The organism is Enterobacter sp. SES19 (assembly GCF_011765665.1).
GTDB lineage: Bacteria > Pseudomonadota > Gammaproteobacteria > Enterobacterales > Enterobacteriaceae > Enterobacter > Enterobacter pseudoroggenkampii.
The window spans coordinates 3738446-3756572 of record NZ_CP050320.1 but is presented as its reverse complement, the minus strand read 5'-3'; the positions used below and the strand labels follow the sequence as shown (position 1 = coordinate 3756572).

The window sequence follows — 18127 nt, the reverse complement described above, 5'->3', positions numbered from 1 at the left end:
GCTGAGAGCGTTTTGAATTTTTCTCAATTTTTTGCTGCTGCATCGGGGAATTTCGCCTGGATCGGAATGATTCAGGCGAATATGACTCGGAAATGACAGTGTAGTTGCTTTGTAAATATTAGAGAGGAAATTGTTGGGTTTATATTAAATTAACGAACGTTAACGTTCATTAAAAATCCCAGTCTTCATCCTCGGTTTCCACCGCTTTGCCCATCACGTACGACGAACCCGACCCGGAGAAGAAATCGTGGTTTTCGTCGGCGTTGGGCGACAGCGCGGACAGAATCGCCGGGTTCACCTCCGCCATCTCCGGTGGGAAAAGTGCGTCGTATCCCAGGTTCATCAGCGCCTTATTGGCGTTGTAGCAGAGGAAGGCCTTCACGTCTTCCTCCCAGCCGGTGCCGGCGTACAGTTCCTCGGTATAGCTCCGCTCGTTGTCGTACAGATCCATCAGCAAATCGAGCGCAAAGCCTTTAAGCTCCTCGCGCTTTGCCTCGCTGACTTTCTCCAGCCCTTTCTGATACTTATAGCCGATGTAATACCCGTGCACCGCTTCATCACGAATGATGAGCCGAATCAAATCGGCGGTGTTGGTGAGCTTGCCCCGGCTCGACCAGTACATGGGCAGCCAGAACCCGGAATAGAAGAGGAACGATTCCAGAAACACGCTGGCGATCTTCTTCTTCAGCGGCTCGTCGGCTCGATAATACGTCAGCACCAGCTCCGCCTTTCTCTGCAATGACTCGCTCGCTTCGCTCCAGGCATAGGCCGCGTCCACGTCTTTGGTCTGGCAAAGGGTGGAGAAAATCGAGCTGTAGGAGCGGGCGTGCACCGCCTCCATAAAGCTGATGTTCGACATTACCGCCTCTTCGTGCGGCGTCAGCGCGTCACTCATCAGCGCCGGTGCGCCGACGGTATTTTGAATGGTGTCGAGCAGCGTCAGGCCGGTAAAAACGCGGATCGTCAGCTGCTGCTCGGCGTGGCTCAGCGTTTGCCAGGCCGGAATATCGTTGGAGAGCGGGACCTTTTCCGGCAGCCAGAAGTTGCTGGTCAGGCGGTTCCACACCTCCAGGTCTTTGTCGTCCTGGATTTTGTTCCAGTTAACGGCACTCACGCGTGACAGTTTCATCCTTTCTCCTTACAGCGCGCAGGACACGCAGCCTTCAATTTCGGTGCCTTCCAGCGCGAGCTGGCGCAGGCGAATGTAGTAGAGCGTTTTGATGCCTTTCTTCCAGGCGTAGATCTGCGCTCTGTTGATATCCCGCGTGGTGGCGGTATCCGGGAAGAACAGCGTCAGCGACAGCCCCTGATCCACGTGTTTTGTCGCCTCCGCGTAGGTATCGATGATTTTTTCCGGCCCGATCTCATACGCGTCCTGATAGAGCGCCAGGTTCTCATTGGTCATAAACGGGGCAGGGTAGTAAACGCGCCCGGTTTTGCCTTCTTTGCGAATTTCAATTTTCGATACGATCGGGTGAATGCTCGAGGTGGCGTGATTGATATAGGAGATCGAACCGGTTGGCGGCACCGCCTGCAGGTTCTGGTTGTAGATGCCGTAGCGCATCACGTCGTCACGCAGCTGCTGCCACATCTCACGCGTCGGGAGGGTAAACCCCGCGCGAGCAAACAGTTCGCGCACTTTTTCGGTTTTCGGCTGCCAGTCGCCTTCCAGATACTGGCTGAAATATTCCCCGCTGGCGTAGCGGGACTGCTCAAAGCCCGCGAAGCGCTGGTCGCGCTCGCGCGCCAGCATCATTGAGGTGTGCAGCGCGTGCCAGGTGACGGTGTAAAAATAGAGGTTGGTGAAGTCCAGTCCTTCCGGACTGCCGTAGGCGATGCCTTCCCTCGCCAGATAGCCGTGGAGGTTCATCTGCCCCAGCCCGATGGCGTGCGACGCGGCGTTGCCCGCTTCAATAGACGGCACGCTGCGGATGTGGCTCATGTCCGACACCGCCGTCAGCCCGCGAATGGCGGTTTCTATCGTGCGGCCAAAGTCGGGTGAATCCATGGTGTGGGCGATATTCAGCGACCCGAGGTTGCAGGAGATGTCTTTGCCGATCTCTGCGTAGTCCAGGTTTTCGTCGTAGGCTGACGCGCTATTGACCTGCAAAATCTCCGAGCACAGGTTGCTCATGTTGATGCGCCCGGCAATCGGGTTCGCGCGGTTCACCGTATCCTCAAACATGATGTACGGATAGCCGGACTCAAACTGAATTTCGGCAAGCGTCTGGAAGAAATCGCGGGCGTTGATGGTTTTTTTGCGAATGCGATCGTCGGCCAGCAGCTCGTCGTAGAGCTCGCTGATGGCCACGTCGCCAAAGGCTTTGCCATAGATTCGCTCAACGTCATACGGCGAGAAGAGCGCCATCTCGGCATTCTCTTTGGCCAGTTTAAAGGTGATATCCGGGATCACCACGCCAAGCGACAGGGTTTTGATACGGATTTTTTCGTCGGCGTTTTCGCGTTTGGTATCGAGAAAACGCAGAATGTCCGGATGGTGCGCGTGCAGGTAAACCGCGCCCGCGCCCTGGCGCGCGCCAAGCTGGTTGGCGTAGGAGAACGCATCTTCCAGCATCTTCATCACCGGGATCACGCCGGAGGACTGGTTTTCGATGCGCTTGATCGGCGCGCCCGCTTCACGCAGGTTAGAGAGCAGAAACGCCACGCCGCCGCCGCGTTTGGAAAGCTGCAGCGCCGAGTTCACCGCGCGGCCAATCGACTCCATATTGTCTTCGATGCGCAGCAGGAAGCAGGAGACCAGCTCACCGCGCTGGGCCTTGCCGCAGTTGAGGAAGGTTGGCGTGGCGGGCTGGAAGCGTCCGGAGAGGATCTCGTCGGTGAGCTGTTCCGCCAGCGCTTCATCGCCCTGCGCCAGGGTCAGCGCGACCATCACCACGCGGTCTTCAAAGCTTTCTAAGTAGCGTTTACCGTCGAAGGTCTTCAGGGTATAGCTGGTGTAGTATTTCCACGCGCCAAGGAACGTCTGGAAACGAAAGCCGCTGGCGTGGGCGCGTTCAAACAGCTTCACGACGAAGACACGTTCGTAGCGGGTGAGGACGCGCGCGTCGTAGTAGCCCTCGTTAACCAGATAGTCGAGACGTTCATTCTGGCTTGCAAAAGTCTCGCTGTTGGGCCGCACGTGGGCGGCAAAAAAGGCGTCCACCGCCTCACGGTCTTTATTAAACTGAATGCGTCCCTCCCGGTCATAGAGGTTAAGCATGGCGTTTAATGCGTGGTAATCCGGCGTCGCCTGCATTACCCGTTCTGCGGTTGTCGTTGCCAAAATTCGTTCACTCCTTTACGCACGTTTTCGACGTCCTGCTGCGTCCCCATCAGCTCAAAGCGATAGAGATACGGCACGCCGCACTTTTGAGAGATGACATCTCCGGCGCGGCCAAAGGCATCGCCGAAATTGCGATTCCCCGCCGCAATGACGCCGCGGATCAGCTCCCGGTTATGGGGATCGTTCAGAAAGCGGATCACCTGGCGAGGCACAGCGCCCGCCGTACCGCCTCCGCCATAGCTGGGCACCACCAGAATGTAAGGTTCCTCTACCCGGATCCGCTCCCGCTCGTTAAGGGGAATGCGCACCGCAGGCAGCCCGACGCGCTCAATAAAGCGGAGCGTGTTTTCCGAGCTGCTGGAGAAGAACACCAGCCCACTCATGCCCGGGCGGCCTGCGCGGCGATGCGGTTGATCATGTCCGGGCGGAAGCCAGACCAGCTGGTCTCCCCGGCCACCACCACCGGAAGCTGACGGAAACCCTGCGCGCGAAGGGTATCGGCGGCCTCGGGCTGCTGGTCAATATTCACCATCTCAAACGCCACGCCGCGGCTTTCCATTGCCCGTTTGGTCGCGTGGCACTGAACACAATCGTTACGAGTGTAAATAATAATGCTCATGATTCGTATTTCCATTTAAAATGAGAGAACGGCGCGAGTCATCGCGTCAGGTTGTGTGTGTCTTGCTAAAAGGAATACTAGATGTAGTTGTCTTAAGTTTCAACCATACAAGATATGGGAAATTTAGATTGATGTTGTCCCGATGATGAGCACAGCGGGGCAGGGCAGGCTATACGGGTTTTACAGGCGAGAAGGCAAAGAAAAGCCCCGGCAGCCACTGACCACCGGGGCAGATAACGGTGCGTGAGCGGGTTATTTACGCAGGCTAAGCAGAGCGCCCACAAAGATACCGACTGCCGCTACCGTGCCGAGCGTACAGAGCGGTTTCTCGCGCACGAAGGTCGTTGCGCAGCTGACCGCATCGCAGGCAGCCTGTGTCGTACGCGTGCGGCCGTTTAAGCGTGCGCGGGTTTCACGGAGCAGAGACTGAGCCTTACGTTTTGCGGCATCCGCTTCGTCCTTCGCGTCACTTCCCCAGGACTTCAGCACCTCTTCGAGCGTGTCCGCTAATTGGCTGACATCATTACGAATATCCTGAGCGTCGTCATTAATATCGTTTCGGTTCGGTCTGTTAAACATACGATCCTCCGTAATTTTGTGTTCCCGTTCAGTTTAGTTCAGAAATTTAATATCTGAAGCGCATCACGCGTTATCCGGCAGTTTATGGATTATTCTGAAAGCCCTGCTAATGCTGAATACTGTAAGGTTGCCGGGCAGGAAAAGATAACGAGGAAAAGATATGTATTTACGACCTGATGAGGTGGCGCGCGTTCTTGAAAAAGAGGGATTCACCATGGATGAGGTGACACCAAAAGCGTATGGATATCGCCGCGGCGATAATTATGTTTACGTTAATCGTGAAGCAAGAATGGGACGTACCGCTCTCATTATTCATCCGACGCTGAAAGACAGAAGTCTGTCATTTGCTGAGCCTGCCTCTGATATTAAAACCTGCGATCACTATCAGCAATTTCCGCTCTATTTGGGCGGTGAACGGCATGAGCATTATGGTATTCCGCATGGCTTCAGCTCACGCATGGCGCTGGAGCGGTTTTTGAAGGGACTGTTTGGCGACGTACAGTAAATTCGCGACTGGCGTGCGCCAGTCGCTTCACATCACGCTTTTGCCTGACTGTACTGGCTGACCTTAAACAGGCGGCGGCAGTAGTCGAGGAAATAGCCGTAAACCGCACCCATCAGCATTGAAATCACAATATTCGAACTGACCGCCGCAGCGATCTGGTGCCAGTCTGCACCCACTGTCAGCAGAATGGCCACGTAAACCGGCGACTGGAACGTCACATAGGCCAGGACGTCCGCCAGGTTTTTCACCCAGCCTGCGGGGCTGATACGACGCGCAAAACGCATGACGGCATCGCGGTATAAGCCGTAAGGCCATGCAATAATTATATTGACCGGGATCGCCACCAGACGAGAAGAAAGTGACTGCTCGAAGGACATTCCGGAGAGGAATATTTCGATCAGCATGTTCACAACGGAACAGTAGACAACCATCGCGAAAGTATCCGCCACGGCATGGCGAAGGCGTGATTGCGGTGAGAACATGTCTGAACTCCTTGAGAAGAACACAAAAGAAACGATTTTCCTGAAGCGATTAGTGCTTTAGGTTGGTTTGCTTGACGTGTATAGCGTATATCTCTGCGTTTGAACTAACAACTAGTGATTAATTTTTATTTAATCGCCTTTTGTCCACAAAATTCTCTAAAAGTGATTGTTTTTTATCCGGTTCGTTATAATCTGTCTCGATTGGCTGTTTTTTCAGGTAAATCAGATGGTTGGTGTTTATGGCGCCAGGGGGAGAATCGTTCCTCTTGTGTGAGGCGTAGAATGCTGAAATTTTGATTAAAGTTGACCATTTATATTGATGCGATGATTGAATCCATGCGTATCCCGCAGGCGTTATAAGATAATATTCGCAGTGATATTTAAACATATTTACCCTACAGGCAGGGCGCCCCCACGGGTAGATATTTCAGCGGAAATGAATTATTCTGTCGACGATTTATCTATTTACCCTAAAGAGAAGGTTTTCAAATAATATGTCTTTGACGTTACAGAATCTTAATAATATCCGAACTCTGCGCGCCATGGCGCGTGAATTATCCCTGGACGTTCTTGAGGAAACGCTGGAAAAGGTCAGGGTCGTTACTGAAGAGAAACGGAGTGAGCTGGCGGAATTAGAGCAGCAGCGTGCTGAACAGCAGGAAAAAATTAATGCCCTGCTGGAACTGATGAAAGCCGATGGTATTTCACCGACTGACCTTCTGGGCTCTGAAAGGGCGCTGACGGGTAATCCAGCGAAAAAGCGCAAGCCGCGTGAAGCAAAATATCGTTTTATTGACCAGAACGGTGAAGAGAAAACGTGGACCGGCCAGGGCCGCACGCCGAAGCCTATTGCCAACGCGCTGGCAAACGGTAAATCGCTGGATGATTTTCTGATCTGACAGGTGAGCCGGGCGGTACACGCCGCCCGGCTGGCTGTTCAGCAGACGCCGAAATCGCCTTCTTCGGTATACGGCGCCACATCGGCAGCTTTCAGAGTATATTTCTCGCCTTGCTCATTGCTGGCCTGAACCGCCACAATGCTGTCACCGTTCACTTCGAGCACTTTCAGTTTCGGGCCGCCTTTACGCGGTTGCACATAATCACCGACAGAAAACATATTACCTCCTCATCGTTTTAGCGATCTTCACCTTAGCCCACGCATGACGCCGGGTACAGCGTATTTCACCGATTACTGCTTATGAGGTACGCCGGTTCCAGGGCATTACCCTGAGCAGTCGCGCCATACCGCAAAAGCCCGTCACACCGGCGAACACCAGCCCGGCTCCGACAAAACCGCTGAGCAGGAAAAAAGCGCCGGAGACGCTATAGCCCAGCACCACGCCGCAGAGAATGAGCAGCCCGGCAGCAATTTGCACCTGACGCATCAGCGGCAGCGGCTGGGATTTGTCTTCGACGGTAGGCAGCCCGGCCTGCTTCCAGCCCTGAATGCCCCCTTCGACCACAAATGCCTGAGCGGGCGCGGCGGCCCGCGCAAGGCGGTCGGCATTGCCTGAGGTGCGGGCACCAGACTGGCAGTGAAAAATCACCGTATCCCTCGCCTGAGCGTTAAGACCGCCGGGTAAGGTATCCAGCGGCACGGACTGCGCGGCGGGAATATGCTCGCGGGCGTACTCGTCGGCATCACGAATATCAATCAGTTTTGCGCCTTCAGCGATGCGGGCGCTGGCCTCGCGCGGTGAAATAAGGGGAAGTGACATGGCGGCTCCTTACGGGCAATAAAGGGTTTTCAGGGTGCTGATGAGCTGATGCACCGCATCGTTTTTAATGAAATAGAGAATGCGCTGCGCGTCGCGGGTGCTGTCGATAAGACCTTCCTCACGCATGCGCGCCAGATGCTGCGACGTGGCGGAAGGACTTAGCCCCGTCGCGCGGGCCAGTTCCCCCGCGCTGGTGCCGGGGGCGCCGCACAGGGTGCAGAGGATCAGCAGCCGACGCGGGTTGCTCATCGCTTTTAAAAGGTTTGCGGCCTGCTCTGCGCTGGCCTGAAGCTGTTCGAGTTCGGTCATTATAGTTTAGCATTTACTTAATTAAGGTAATGCTAAAGTAATTGTACGCATTACGCCAGCGTCAAAAGCGTAAAAGAGGGTAAACGCAGGGGAGAGAACTGGCGCAGACAGGTAAACTGGCTATGCTTAGAGATAGTTCTCTTTATTATTTTCAATGGATTAGCTTGCACGGAGTTTTGATATGGGTTTTTGGCGTATTGTTTTTACCATCCTGTTGCCGCCGCTGGGCGTGCTGTTGGGCAAAGGTTTCGGCTGGGCGTTTATTATCAACATTATTCTGACGCTGCTGGGTTACATCCCGGGTCTTATCCATGCCTTTTGGGTTCAGAGTAAGAACTAAGCGCGCCAGAGTAAGTCGCTGTAGATCCCGGTCAGCACGCCCTGGGGGCCAAACTGCTGTTTGATCCAGCGCGTGACCTGGCCGGTCGCGGCATGCTGCGTGGCGAGCAGCATGCGCGAGTCCTGACGCGGGTTATTGATACGCCGCGTCACCAGCAGCCCGTCTTCCACCGCTTCCCGCGCCATATACTCCGGTAAAAAACCTATCCCTTCGCCCAGGATCTGACACTGGCATTTGGTATTAAAGTCCGGCACCAGAATGGCTTCCTGTCCGTGCAGCAGCCAGCCGACCTTCTTGTTAATGGTATGCGCAGTATCTTCCACCATGATGTTGGGATAGAGGCGCAGCTGGCTTTCCGCTATCGGTTCCGGGACGAAGGCCAGCGGGTGTTCCGGCGCGATGGCAAAGACCCAGCGGATGGCGCCGATCTCGGTGTAGTCAATCCCGCCGCCGTCGAGCAGCGTGTCCGGTGCGCCGATGGCGATATTGGCCTGGTTGTTGATGATGGAGTCCCACACCCCGTTATAGACCTCCGTGGTGACGGTGATCTGGCAGGTGGGAAACTGCTTTTTCAGCACCTGCAGAAGCCGCGCGGTATGGCGCGGCGTATACAACAGCTGGTTAATACAGATGCGCACCCGCGCCTCGATGCCCTGTGAGATGGTATCAATCCCGCGCTTGATGGCGTGAAAGTCATTAAGCAGGTCGGTGGCCTTACGGTAAAAGTAAAAGCCGGACTCGGTCAGCTCAATGCTGCGCGTGTTACGCACAAACAGCACCACGTCCAGCCCGGTCTCCATGCGCTTAATGGTGTAGCTGATGGCGGACGTGGTGACGCCCAGCTCGGCGGCGGCTTTGCTGAAGCTGCCGAAGCGTGCGGCGGTAGTAAAGGCCAGCAGGTTCTCTTCGGTAAAGATGGAATTCATATCTCACTCCCGTCAGCCATCAGTTTTGAACATATTTTAACAGCGTTGTTACAACGCATTTGAAGCCGATCACAGTTCTGACTCTTTGCTGAAAGCCCTGGTGCGTAAGGCTTCCTCAGGCATAAGCATAATGCAGTCTCGAGCGCTAAAAAGCGGATAAACATAAGAAAAAGGTTGCACAGACGCACGTTTTGACCGGTTTGTTGAATTTAACTCAACAATGAATTGACTGTCGATGAATCATTTTTAAGCGGATTCTTTTATGACCAGGCTGTTGCTATTCTCAGGTCAACAGAAATAAAAACATCAGGAGTCTGAATATGTCTGCAACTGAACTCGTTACTGAATTTCTGCTGGCGGCAGAGGAAGGCAATAGCGATGCGCTAAAAGCCTGCCTGGAGAAAGGCGTGGATATTAACGCCACCAACCGCCAGAAAAGAACCGCCGTTATTATTGCCAGCCTGAAAAAACATTATGCCTGCGTAGAGTTATTAATTGCCGCCGGAGCGGATATTGATAAACAGGACCAGACCTGCTTTAACCCTTTCCTCATTAGCTGCCTGACGAATGATTTAACTCTCCTGCGGCTGGTATTGCCCGCGAACCCGGATCTCGACCGCCTGACGCGCTTTGGCGGCGTGGGCATTACGCCAGCCAGTGAAAAAGGGCACGTGGAGATCGTACGCGAGCTGCTGGAAAAAACCGATATCAACGTCAACCACACCAACTTTGTTGGCTGGACGCCGCTGCTGGAAGCCATCGTCCTAAACGACGGCAGCACAAAGCAGCAGGCGATCGTGAAGCTGCTGCTGGATCACGGCGCGAACCCGCACATGACCGACAAATACGGCAAAACCCCGCTCGAGCTGGCACGGGAGAAAGGCTTCACTGAGATTGCCGACCTGCTGCTGGCGGCGGGCGCGTAAAGCAATCGGCCAGCCATTTCCGGCTGGCCGTTAATTCAAAAGTATTTTTACCGACGTGCATTTTGCACGACGGCGGCCCCCTTTTATCCGTATTCAGGAGAAAACAATGCCAACCAAAATCGTTATAAAAAAGAATACGTATTTTGATTCGGTGTCATTAATGTCCGTTTCCACCAAAGCCAATAAATTGCCGGGCGTCGACCAGGCGTTTGTGGCCATGGCGACGGAGATGAATAAAGGCGTATTAAAAAACCTCGGGCTATTAACGCCGGAATTAGCGGAAGCCAAAAACGGCGACCTGATGATCGTGATTAAAGGCGACGCGGCGAATGATGAAACGCTGGCCGCTATTGAAGCGCTGTTCACGCGTAAAGAGAGCGCAGGTTCCCATGAAGCGCGCTACGCGACGATTGCCAGCGCCAAAACCCATCGCCCGGACAGCAACCTTGCGGTGATTTCCGTCAACGGCACCTTCGCCGCCCGCGAGGCGCGTCAGGCGCTGGAAAACGATCTCAACGTAATGCTCTTCTCCGATAACGTGTCGCTCAACGACGAGCTGGCGCTGAAGCAGCTGGCGCACCAGAAAGGGCTGCTGATGATGGGGCCGGACTGTGGCACCGCCATCATCAACGGCGCGGGGCTGTGCTTTGCTAACGCGGTGCGCCGCGGCTCGATTGGCATCGTCGGCGCATCCGGCACCGGCAGCCAGGAGTTGAGCGTGCGCATTCACGAATTCGGCGGCGGCGTATCGCAGCTGATTGGCACCGGCGGGCGCGATCTCAGCGAGAAAATTGGCGGTCTGATGATGCTCGACGCCATCGACATGCTGGAAGCCGACGAGGGCACAGAGGTGATTGCGCTGATCTCCAAACCAGCGGCGCCTGCCGTGGCAGAAAAGGTGCTGGCCCGCGCCCGCGCCTGCCGCAAGCCGGTGGTTGTTTGCTTCCTCGGGCGCAGCGAACCGCCCGCCGATGAGGACGGCCTGCAGTTTGCGCGCGGCACCAAAGAGGCAGCCCTGAAGGCGGTCCTGCTCACCGGCATCAAAAAAGAGTCCCTTGATCTGCATCCGCTCAACTGGCCTTTGATTGAAGAGGTGCGCGCCCGCCTGACTCCGCAGCAGAAGTACATTCGCGGCCTGTTCTGCGGCGGCACCCTGTGCGACGAGGCGATGTTCGCGGCGCTAGCGAAATTCGACGACGTCTACAGCAATATCCAGCCGGATCCCGCTAAACGCCTGCAGGACGTCAGCGTCAGTAAAGCCCATACCTTCCTCGACTTTGGCGACGACGACTTCACCAACGGCAAGCCGCACCCGATGATCGACCCGACCAACCGCATCGGCCGCCTACTGCAGGAGGCCCGCGACCCGGAAGTCGGCGTCATCGTGATGGACTTCGTGCTGGGCTTTGGCGCGCACGAGGATCCGGTCGGCGTGATGCTCGACGCCATTAAAGAGGCGCAGGCAATTGCAAAGGCCGATAACCGTCCGCTGGAAATCCTCGGCTACGTGCTCGGCACCGACCAGGATCCGCAGTCGCTGGCGCAGCAGTGCCAGCTGCTGACCGACGCAGGCGTCATCTGGGCCAGCAGCAGCACCAACACCGGATTACTGGCACGCGAATTTGTCTGCAAAGGGGAGAAAGCATAATGACCACCTTATTCAACCAGCCGCTGAACGTCATTAACGTCGGCATTGCGATGTTCAGCGACGATCTTAAAAAACAGCACGTACCCGTCACCCAGCTCGACTGGACGCCGCCGGGGCAGGGCAATATGCAGGTCGTTGAGGCGCTCGACCAGCTGGCGAAAAAACCGCTGGCGGAGAAAATCGCCGCCGCCAATAAGCTTGCGCTTGAGCGCATTATTCAGTCCCATCCGGTGCTGGTGGGCTATGACCAGGCGATTAACGTTGTGCCGGGGATGACCCGCACCACCATTCTGCACGCCGGTCCGCCTGTCTCCTGGGAAAACATGTGCGGCGCGATGAAGGGCGCGGTCACCGGGGCGCTGGTGTTTGAAGGGCTGGCGAAAGATCTGGACGACGCGACACGGCTTGCCGCCTCCGGGGATATTACGTTCTCGCCGTGCCACGAGCACGACTGCGTGGGCTCGATGGCGGGCGTCACCTCCGCGTCGATGTTTATGCACATCGTTGAGAACAAAACCTACGGCAACCGCGCCTTCACCAACCTCAGCGAGCAGATGGCGAAGATCCTGCGCATGGGGGCCAACGACCAGAGCGTGATCGACCGCCTGAACTGGATGCGCGACGTGCTCGGTCCGATGCTGCGCGATGCGATGAAGATTATCGGCGAAATCGACCTGCGGCTGATGCTGGCCCAGGCGCTGCACATGGGCGACGAGTGCCACAACCGCAACAACGCGGGCACCACGCTGCTGATCCAGGCGCTGACGCCGGGGCTGATTCAGGCGGGCTATCCGGTGGCGCAGCAGCGCGAGGTATTTGAGTTTGTCGCCAGCAGCGACTACTTCTCCGGCCCGACGTGGATGGCGATGTGTAAGGCCGCCCTGGAAGCCGCTCACGGGATTGAGTACAGCACCGTGGTCACTACCATGGCGCGCAACGGCTACGAGTTTGGCCTGCGCATTTCCGGCCTGCCGGGGCAGTGGTTCACCGGCCCGGCGCAGCAGGTGATCGGCCCGATGTTCGCGGGCTATAAGCCGGAAGACTCCGGGCTGGATATCGGCGACAGCGCCATCACCGAAACCTACGGCATCGGCGGTTTTGCGATGGCGACGGCCCCGGCAATCGTTGCGCTGGTGGGCGGCACGGTGGAGGAAGCTATCGACTTCTCCCGCCAGATGCGCGAAATCACCCTCGGCGAAAACCCGAACGTCACCATTCCGCTGCTCTCGTTTATGGGGATCCCGACCGCCATCGACATCACCAGAGTCGCGGGCAGCGGCATTCTGCCGGTGATTAACACCGCCATTGCCCACAAAGACGCGGGCATCGGCATGATTGGGGCGGGCATCGTTCACCCGCCGTTTAGCTGTTTTGAAAAGGCGCTGTTGACCTTCCGCGATCGCTACTTTTTATAAGGCAAGCATCCATGAAAAACATGAAGCTGGAGTGGAAAAGAGGTGACTGGGCGGCGTATTTCGGGTTGATGACCAACAACCTGACCAATTTGCTGACCATGATGGGGCTGCTCATTTTTGTCGTCGGCATCCCGAAGGAGATTGTTTATGGACGCATCGCGCCGGCCTTCGGGCTGGCGGTGCTGACCGCGAGTATTTGCTATGCCTGGTTCGGCATGCAGATGGCACGCGCCACCGGACGAACGGACGTCACCGCGCTGCCGTCCGGCCCCAGCGCGCCGTCAATTTTTACCGTGACCTTCCTGGTGCTGATGCCGGTCTATCAGCAGACCGGTGATGCGGAGTTCGCCATCCAGATTGGCCTGGTGTGGTGCTTTGTTGAGGCGATGATCCTCGCGGGCGGCTCGTTTTTAGGGGAAACCATCCGCAAGATGATTCCGCGCACCGTCCTGCTGTCGTGCCTGTCCGGTTTGGGTCTGCTGCTGCTGGCGATGAACCCGATGCTGCAGGCGTTCGAAGCGCCGACAGTGTCGTTTATCGTGCTGCTGCTGATCTTCATTAACTGGTTCGGTAAAAAGCCGATTTTCGCCCGCATCCCGACCGGCCTGCTGCTGCTGATAGCCGGTACCGCACTGGCGTGGATCTCCGGCCTGCAGAGCCCGGAAGCGATTAAAGCGTCCATGTCATCCTTCGGCTTTAACCCGCCGCAGGTGCACGTGGAGGGCTTCCTGCAGGGCCTGCCGCACGCGCTGCCGTATCTTGCCTCTGCCGTGCCGCTGGGGCTGGCGAACTACATCTTTGACCTGGAAAACATCGAAAGCGCTCACGCGGCGGGGGATGAATACCCGACGCGCAAGGTGATGCTGGCAAACGGTCTGGCCTCCATGCTCGGTTGCCTGATGGGGAACCCGTTCCCGGTGACGGTCTACGTCGGCCATCCCGGCTGGAAAGCGATGGGCGCGAGCATCGGCTACACGCTGGCCTCCGGCGTAACCATGTTCATCGTGCCGCTGTTCGGGCTGGGGGCGTTTATGCTCGCCATCATTCCGATGACCGCCATCGTGCCGATTCTGGTGTTTATCGGCGTGGTCACCGCCAACCAGGTGGTGAGGGAAACGCCCAAAGTGGAGGTACCCGTCATCTTCATCTGCCTGTTCCCGTGGATCGCCAACTGGGCGCTGACCATGATGAACAGCGTGATGGGCGCGGCGGGCACCAGCGCGGCGAAGATCGGTACCGACGTGCTGCACAGCAAAGGGATCTACTACGAAGGATTAGTCCATCTGGGGAACGGGGCACCGCTCGCCAGCATGCTGTGGGGCTGTATCGCCATTTTCGCCATCATCAACAAACCGCTGCGCGGCGCCGTGGCCGCTGCGTGTGGGGCGCTGCTGGCGCTGTTTGGGGTGATCCACGCCCCGGTCGTGGGCTTTGCCGAAGGCAGCTCGCTGATGTTCGTCACCGCGTATCTGATGATGGGCGGCATGTTTGTGGTGAAGCATGTGCTGGATAGCCGCGAAGCGGCGAGCGCTGCGCCGGGTACCGTTGCGAAGGAGCACGTATGAAAGAGCTTATGGTTGTCGCCATTGGCGGCAACAGCATTATCAAAGACAACGCCAGCCAGTCGGTTGAACATCAGGCGCAGGCGGTGAAAGCGGTGGCAGAGTCGGTGCTGGAAATGCTGGCCTCCGATTATGACATCGTGCTCACCCACGGCAACGGCCCTCAGGTGGGGCTGGATCTGCGCCGTGCCGAAATCGCCCACGAGCGGGAAGGACTGCCGCTGACCCCGCTGGCAAACTGTGTGGCGGACACCCAGGGCGGCATCGGCTATCTGATCCAGCAGGCGCTCAACAATTGCCTGGCCGTGCGCGGGGAGCAAAAAGCGGTCACGGTCGTCACGCAGGTGGAGGTGGATAAAAACGATCCCGGCTTTACGCACCCGACGAAACCTATCGGTGCGTTCTTCAGCGAGGCACAGCGCGACGAGCTGCAGCGCACGCACCCGGACTGGCACTTTGTTGAGGACTCCGGCCGTGGCTATCGCCGCGTGGTGGCTTCACCGCAGCCGCTGCGGATTGTTGAGGCGGATGCTATTAAGACGCTGACCCAAAAAGGGTATGTCGTGATCGGCGCGGGCGGCGGCGGGATCCCGGTCGTTCGCAGCGAACAAGGGAATTACCAGAGCGTCGACGCGGTGATTGATAAAGATCTCTCCACCGCGCTGCTGGCGCGGGAGATTGGCGCCGACGTGCTGGTGATTACCACCGGCGTGGAAAAGGTGTGCGTGAACTTCGGCAAGCCAAACCAGCAGGCGCTGGACACCGTTAACGTGGCGCAGATGAGGCGTTATATGGAGGAAGGCCACTTCCCGGCAGGAAGCATGCTCCCCAAAATCGTCGCTTCGCTGGAATTCTTACACCACGGCGGCAAGCGCGTGATTATCACCTCGCCAGACTGCCTGCCCGCCGCGCTGCGCGGGGAAACCGGTACCCATATCGTTAATGAAGGAAGATAAGATGAGTGAAAATAAAAGCCGCCGCGAGTTTATCAGCCAGAGCGGCAAAATGGTCACCGCCTGCGCGCTGTTTGGCGCGACCGGCTCCGTCGCGTATGCTGCTGACTCCGCAAAGCCACTCTGCGAGACCGGTAAGCCTGTGAATATCACCGCGAAACATTACTATCTGGACAACGTGCTGCTCGAAGACGGGTTTAACTTCGACGGCGGCGTGGCGACGAGCACCCGTACCGAGCTGAAAACGCTGGAAATCAAGGACGGGAAGATCGTCGCCCTGCGCGACAACAAGCGCCACGCCGACGCCTCGCTGCCTCACTACGATGCGGGCAACAAGCTGATGCTCCCGGCAATGCGCGACATGCACATCCACTTGGATAAAACCTTCTACGGCGGCCCGTGGCGATCGCTCAACCGCCCGGCGGGCACCACGATTCAGGATATGATCCGCCTGGAACAGAAGCTGTTGCCCGAGCTGCAGCCCTACACCCAGGAGCGTGCGGAAAAGCTGATCGACCTGATCCAGTCGAAAGGCTCCACCATCGCCCGCAGCCATTGCAACATTGAGCCGGTTTCCGGCCTGAAAAACCTGGAAAATTTGCAGGCGGTCCTGGCGCGCCGCAAACCTGGTTTTGACTGCGAAATCGTCGCCTTCCCGCAGCACGGGCTGCTGCTGTCGAATTCTGAAAAGCTGATGCGCGAGGCGATGCAGGCCGGGGCGCACTACGTGGGCGGGCTGGACCCGACCAACGTCGACGGCGCGATGGAGAAATCTCTCGATCTGATGTTCCAGATTGCGCTGGACTACGACAAAGGGGTGGACATTCACCTGCACGAAACCAGCCCGGCGGGCGTGGCGGCGGTGAACTACATGGTCGAAACCGTGGAGAAAACGCCGGCGCTGAAGGGGAAACTCACCATCAGCCACGCCTTCGCGCTGTCGACGCTCAACGAGCAGCAGGTGGATGAGATCGCCACCCGCATGGCGGCGCAGCAGGTGACCATCGCCTCCACAGTGCCGATTGGCACCCTGCATATGCCGCTGAAGCAGCTGCGCGAGAAGGGCGTGTTCGTGATGACGGGGACCGACAGCGTAATCGACCACTGGTCGCCGTACGGACTGGGGGACATGCTGGAGAAAGCGAATCTCTATGCGCAGCTCTATATTCGCCCCAATGAGCAGACGCTCTCCCGGGCGCTCGGTATCGCCACCGGCGACGTGCTGCCGCTGAACGACAAGGGCGAACGCGTGTGGCCAAAAGCGCAGGACGACGCCAGCTTTGTGCTGGTGGACGCCTCCTGCTCAGCCGAAGCCGTGGCGCGCATTTCCCCGCGTACCGCAACGTTCCATAAGGGTAATCTGGTTTGGGGCGTAGTGGGTTGATGTGCATTTCTCCCTCTCCCTGTGGGAGAGGGTTGGGGTGAGGGCATCAGGCCGCAGGCAATGCTTTATACTGGGAGTCACATTCTTAAAGAGGGATCTGCCATGGCACAAAACATCTACGACAACCCGGCGTTTTTTGAAGGCTACGCCCAGCTTCCGCGTTCGGTACAGGGTCTGGACGGCGCGCCAGAGTGGCCTGCACTAAAAAGCATGCTGCCGGATTTAACCGGCAAATCGGTTGTCGATCTCGGCTGCGGCTACGGCTGGTTCTGCCGCGCCGCGCGCGAGCTGGGCGCTGCTGACGTCACGGGGGTCGATATCTCAGAAAAGATGCTCGCCCGCGCGGCTGAACTGACTGACGACGCACGGATTCACTATCAGCGTAGCGATCTGGAATCACTTAAGCTCAACGAGAACAGCCTCGATCTGGTCTACAGCTCGCTGGCGCTGCACTACCTGCCGGAGCTGGATACCCTGTTTGCGAAGGTTCAGCGCGCGCTTAAGCCCGGCGGCTGCCTGGTCTTTTCGATGGAGCACCCAATATATACCTGCGCCTCCCGTCAGGGCTGGCTGACCGACGATAGCGGCGAGCGGTTCTGGGGCGTGAACCATTATCAGGACGAAGGCCAGCGCGTCAGCAACTGGCTGGCGGACGGGGTGATCAAATACCACCGCACTCTGGGCACCACGCTTAACGCGCTCATCAGGGCTGGATTAACGATAAGCGAGGTCAACGAGTGGGGGCCAACGCAGGCGCAGATTGACGCCTGGCCCGCGCTGGCCGAAGAGGCGGAGCGCCCGATGCTGGTGCTGATCGCCGCCCGTAAGGATCAGTAGCCGACCTTGTATACGCGCCCGGTCTGCACGCCTTCCACGCTGCGACGATAGGCCTGCGCCACGGTCGCGGCGGGAACGCTTTCAAAACCCGGGAAGAAGCCATCGTACGTGTCGACCGATTCGGTGAGCACCGTCGGGCTGATCAGGTTGATGCGGATCCCGCGCGGCAGCTCGCAGGCTGCCGCGCGAACAAACCCTTCCAGCGCGGCATTCACCGTGGTGGCGTTCACGCCCTGCGCAATCGGCTCGTGCGCCACGATCCCACTTATCAACGTAATCGAGCCGCCTTCATTCAGGTAGTGCTGGCCGGTCAGCGCCAGGCGCACCTGCCCCAGCAACTTATCCTGCAGCCCCTGGTTAAAGTCGCTGTCTTTCATGGTCGCGAGCGGGCCGAAGTAGAGGCCACCGCTGGCGGACACAATCGCATCTACCGGGCCGATTTTCTCGAACAGCGCCTGGACGCTCGCCTGCGAGGTGATATCCACCTGCTCGTCGCCCTGCGTGCGACCGACGCGGATGACCTCGTGGCGACGACTCAGCTCTTCCGTTACCGCACGACCGACCGTACCGCTGGCACCAATAATGACGATTTTCATAGCTGACTCCTTCTGTTGTGAGCCTTTATTCTTTAATAAATAAAA

General features: G+C 57.5%; 21 protein-coding genes. 10 read left to right on the top strand and 11 right to left on the bottom strand.

Annotation, left to right across the window (positions count from 1 at the left end):
• Positions 1 to 169: 169 nt before the first annotated feature.
• The 5 genes from nrdF to GXP72_RS17810 all read right to left on the bottom strand — a co-directional run bounded on the left by nrdF (position 170) and on the right by GXP72_RS17810 (position 4481).
• Complete coding sequence (nrdF, locus tag GXP72_RS17830) at positions 170 to 1129, bottom strand: class 1b ribonucleoside-diphosphate reductase subunit beta (protein ID WP_208763212.1); 960 nt, start codon at positions 1127 to 1129, stop codon at positions 170 to 172.
• Between the two features lie 9 nt (positions 1130 to 1138).
• Complete coding sequence (gene nrdE, locus GXP72_RS17825) at positions 1139 to 3283, bottom strand: class 1b ribonucleoside-diphosphate reductase subunit alpha (RefSeq protein WP_208763211.1); 2145 nt, start codon at positions 3281 to 3283, stop codon at positions 1139 to 1141.
• Positions 3256 to 3666, bottom strand: a complete 411-nt coding sequence (gene nrdI, locus GXP72_RS17820) for a class Ib ribonucleoside-diphosphate reductase assembly flavoprotein NrdI (protein WP_032647987.1) — start codon at positions 3664 to 3666, stop codon at positions 3256 to 3258. The genes nrdE and nrdI overlap by 28 nt, the downstream gene beginning before the upstream one ends.
• Positions 3663 to 3902 carry a glutaredoxin-like protein NrdH gene (gene nrdH, locus GXP72_RS17815; protein ID WP_008502570.1) on the bottom strand — a complete coding sequence of 80 codons (240 nt, stop codon included), beginning with the start codon at positions 3900 to 3902 and terminating at the stop codon, positions 3663 to 3665. Before nrdH ends, nrdI begins: the two co-directional genes overlap by 4 nt.
• A 252-nt stretch (positions 3903 to 4154) precedes the next feature.
• Positions 4155 to 4481 carry a DUF883 domain-containing protein gene (locus tag GXP72_RS17810; protein ID WP_008502569.1) on the bottom strand — a complete coding sequence of 109 codons (327 nt, stop codon included), beginning with the start codon at positions 4479 to 4481 and terminating at the stop codon, positions 4155 to 4157.
• A 160-nt stretch (positions 4482 to 4641) separates the two neighbouring features.
• Here GXP72_RS17810 and GXP72_RS17805 point away from each other — a divergent pair, with 160 nt between their 5' ends.
• On the top strand, positions 4642 to 4986 hold the full coding sequence (locus GXP72_RS17805; RefSeq protein WP_024907681.1) for a DUF2002 family protein: 345 nt from the start codon (positions 4642 to 4644) through the stop codon (positions 4984 to 4986).
• Positions 4987 to 5018: 32 nt separating this feature from the next.
• Here GXP72_RS17805 and alaE read toward each other — a convergent pair whose 3' ends face one another.
• Positions 5019 to 5468: an L-alanine exporter AlaE gene (alaE, locus tag GXP72_RS17800; RefSeq protein ID WP_008502567.1), complete on the bottom strand. Its 450-nt coding sequence runs from the start codon at positions 5466 to 5468 to the stop codon at positions 5019 to 5021.
• A gap of 494 nt (positions 5469 to 5962) precedes the next feature.
• Between alaE and stpA the strand changes: the two genes are divergently transcribed.
• On the top strand, positions 5963 to 6367 hold the full coding sequence (gene stpA / locus GXP72_RS17795; protein WP_024907680.1) for a DNA-binding protein StpA: 405 nt from the start codon (positions 5963 to 5965) through the stop codon (positions 6365 to 6367).
• A 38-nt stretch (positions 6368 to 6405) separates the two neighbouring features.
• Here the strand turns inward: stpA and GXP72_RS17790 are convergent, their stop codons facing one another.
• The 3 genes from GXP72_RS17790 to GXP72_RS17780 form a co-directional block, all read right to left on the bottom strand.
• Entirely contained in the window at positions 6406 to 6585 is a 180-nt protein-coding gene (locus GXP72_RS17790) for a hypothetical protein (protein WP_023308920.1), read from the bottom strand.
• 79 nt (positions 6586 to 6664) lie between these two features.
• The gene (locus GXP72_RS17785) at positions 6665 to 7186 is read right to left on the bottom strand and encodes a rhodanese family protein (RefSeq protein WP_208763210.1); all 522 of its coding nucleotides are present in this window, start codon (positions 7184 to 7186) and stop codon (positions 6665 to 6667) included.
• 9 nt (positions 7187 to 7195) lie between these two features.
• Complete coding sequence (locus GXP72_RS17780; RefSeq protein WP_024907677.1) at positions 7196 to 7495, bottom strand: metalloregulator ArsR/SmtB family transcription factor; 300 nt, start codon at positions 7493 to 7495, stop codon at positions 7196 to 7198.
• A 181-nt stretch (positions 7496 to 7676) separates the two neighbouring features.
• Here GXP72_RS17780 and GXP72_RS17775 point away from each other — a divergent pair, with 181 nt between their 5' ends.
• Positions 7677 to 7835 (top strand): YqaE/Pmp3 family membrane protein, encoded by a 159-nt coding sequence (locus tag GXP72_RS17775; RefSeq protein ID WP_032645235.1) that lies wholly within the window; start codon positions 7677 to 7679, stop codon positions 7833 to 7835.
• Here GXP72_RS17775 and GXP72_RS17770 read toward each other — a convergent pair.
• Positions 7832 to 8761, bottom strand: a complete 930-nt coding sequence (locus GXP72_RS17770) for a LysR substrate-binding domain-containing protein (RefSeq protein ID WP_025759721.1) — start codon at positions 8759 to 8761, stop codon at positions 7832 to 7834. The genes GXP72_RS17775 and GXP72_RS17770 overlap by 4 nt on opposite strands.
• Positions 8762 to 9081: 320 nt before the next feature.
• On the opposite strand from GXP72_RS17770, the gene GXP72_RS17765 reads away from it, so the two are divergent.
• The 7 genes from GXP72_RS17765 to GXP72_RS17735 all read left to right on the top strand — a co-directional run bounded on the left by GXP72_RS17765 (position 9082) and on the right by GXP72_RS17735 (position 17486).
• Positions 9082 to 9687, top strand: a complete 606-nt coding sequence (locus tag GXP72_RS17765) for an ankyrin repeat domain-containing protein (RefSeq protein ID WP_208763209.1) — start codon at positions 9082 to 9084, stop codon at positions 9685 to 9687.
• 106 nt (positions 9688 to 9793) lie between these two features.
• A complete protein-coding gene (gene fdrA, locus GXP72_RS17760) occupies positions 9794 to 11335 on the top strand; it encodes an acyl-CoA synthetase FdrA (RefSeq protein WP_208763208.1) in 1542 nt (513 codons plus the stop codon).
• A complete protein-coding gene (locus GXP72_RS17755; protein ID WP_208763207.1) occupies positions 11335 to 12750 on the top strand; it encodes a DUF1116 domain-containing protein in 1416 nt (471 codons plus the stop codon). Before fdrA ends, GXP72_RS17755 begins: the two co-directional genes overlap by 1 nt.
• An 11-nt stretch (positions 12751 to 12761) precedes the next feature.
• Positions 12762 to 14315: a xanthine permease gene (locus tag GXP72_RS17750; RefSeq protein ID WP_157189632.1), complete on the top strand. Its 1554-nt coding sequence runs from the start codon at positions 12762 to 12764 to the stop codon at positions 14313 to 14315.
• On the top strand, positions 14312 to 15268 hold the full coding sequence (locus GXP72_RS17745; RefSeq protein WP_157189631.1) for a carbamate kinase family protein: 957 nt from the start codon (positions 14312 to 14314) through the stop codon (positions 15266 to 15268). The genes GXP72_RS17750 and GXP72_RS17745 overlap by 4 nt, the downstream gene beginning before the upstream one ends.
• Before the next feature lies 1 nt (position 15269).
• Positions 15270 to 16649 (top strand): amidohydrolase family protein, encoded by a 1380-nt coding sequence (locus tag GXP72_RS17740; protein WP_208763206.1) that lies wholly within the window; start codon positions 15270 to 15272, stop codon positions 16647 to 16649.
• A gap of 102 nt (positions 16650 to 16751) precedes the next feature.
• Positions 16752 to 17486, top strand: a complete 735-nt coding sequence (locus GXP72_RS17735) for a class I SAM-dependent methyltransferase (RefSeq protein ID WP_208763205.1) — start codon at positions 16752 to 16754, stop codon at positions 17484 to 17486.
• Here GXP72_RS17735 and GXP72_RS17730 read toward each other — a convergent pair.
• Positions 17480 to 18082, bottom strand: coding sequence for a short chain dehydrogenase (locus GXP72_RS17730; protein ID WP_150147328.1), 603 nt, complete (start codon positions 18080 to 18082; stop codon positions 17480 to 17482). The genes GXP72_RS17735 and GXP72_RS17730 overlap by 7 nt on opposite strands.
• Between the last annotated feature and the right edge of the window lie 45 nt (positions 18083 to 18127).

Coding starts and splice junctions, on each gene's coding strand:
- GXP72_RS17790 (WP_023308920.1), bottom strand. CDS start 6,585: ATGTTTTCTGTCGGTGATTATGTGCAACCGCGTAAAGGCGGCCCGAAA.
- GXP72_RS17810 (WP_008502569.1), bottom strand. CDS start 4,481: ATGTTTAACAGACCGAACCGAAACGATATTAATGACGACGCTCAGGAT.
- GXP72_RS17770 (WP_025759721.1), bottom strand. CDS start 8,761: ATGAATTCCATCTTTACCGAAGAGAACCTGCTGGCCTTTACTACCGCC.
- GXP72_RS17735 (WP_208763205.1), top strand. CDS start 16,752: ATGGCACAAAACATCTACGACAACCCGGCGTTTTTTGAAGGCTACGCC.
- stpA (WP_024907680.1), top strand. CDS start 5,963: ATGTCTTTGACGTTACAGAATCTTAATAATATCCGAACTCTGCGCGCC.
- nrdH (WP_008502570.1), bottom strand. CDS start 3,902: ATGAGCATTATTATTTACACTCGTAACGATTGTGTTCAGTGCCACGCG.
- GXP72_RS17730 (WP_150147328.1), bottom strand. CDS start 18,082: ATGAAAATCGTCATTATTGGTGCCAGCGGTACGGTCGGTCGTGCGGTA.
- GXP72_RS17775 (WP_032645235.1), top strand. CDS start 7,677: ATGGGTTTTTGGCGTATTGTTTTTACCATCCTGTTGCCGCCGCTGGGC.
- GXP72_RS17750 (WP_157189632.1), top strand. CDS start 12,762: ATGAAAAACATGAAGCTGGAGTGGAAAAGAGGTGACTGGGCGGCGTAT.
- GXP72_RS17785 (WP_208763210.1), bottom strand. CDS start 7,186: ATGTCACTTCCCCTTATTTCACCGCGCGAGGCCAGCGCCCGCATCGCT.
- GXP72_RS17740 (WP_208763206.1), top strand. CDS start 15,270: ATGAGTGAAAATAAAAGCCGCCGCGAGTTTATCAGCCAGAGCGGCAAA.
- nrdI (WP_032647987.1), bottom strand. CDS start 3,666: ATGAGTGGGCTGGTGTTCTTCTCCAGCAGCTCGGAAAACACGCTCCGC.
- nrdF (WP_208763212.1), bottom strand. CDS start 1,129: ATGAAACTGTCACGCGTGAGTGCCGTTAACTGGAACAAAATCCAGGAC.
- alaE (WP_008502567.1), bottom strand. CDS start 5,468: ATGTTCTCACCGCAATCACGCCTTCGCCATGCCGTGGCGGATACTTTC.
- fdrA (WP_208763208.1), top strand. CDS start 9,794: ATGCCAACCAAAATCGTTATAAAAAAGAATACGTATTTTGATTCGGTG.
- GXP72_RS17805 (WP_024907681.1), top strand. CDS start 4,642: ATGTATTTACGACCTGATGAGGTGGCGCGCGTTCTTGAAAAAGAGGGA.
- GXP72_RS17755 (WP_208763207.1), top strand. CDS start 11,335: ATGACCACCTTATTCAACCAGCCGCTGAACGTCATTAACGTCGGCATT.
- GXP72_RS17745 (WP_157189631.1), top strand. CDS start 14,312: ATGAAAGAGCTTATGGTTGTCGCCATTGGCGGCAACAGCATTATCAAA.
- GXP72_RS17780 (WP_024907677.1), bottom strand. CDS start 7,495: ATGACCGAACTCGAACAGCTTCAGGCCAGCGCAGAGCAGGCCGCAAAC.
- GXP72_RS17765 (WP_208763209.1), top strand. CDS start 9,082: ATGTCTGCAACTGAACTCGTTACTGAATTTCTGCTGGCGGCAGAGGAA.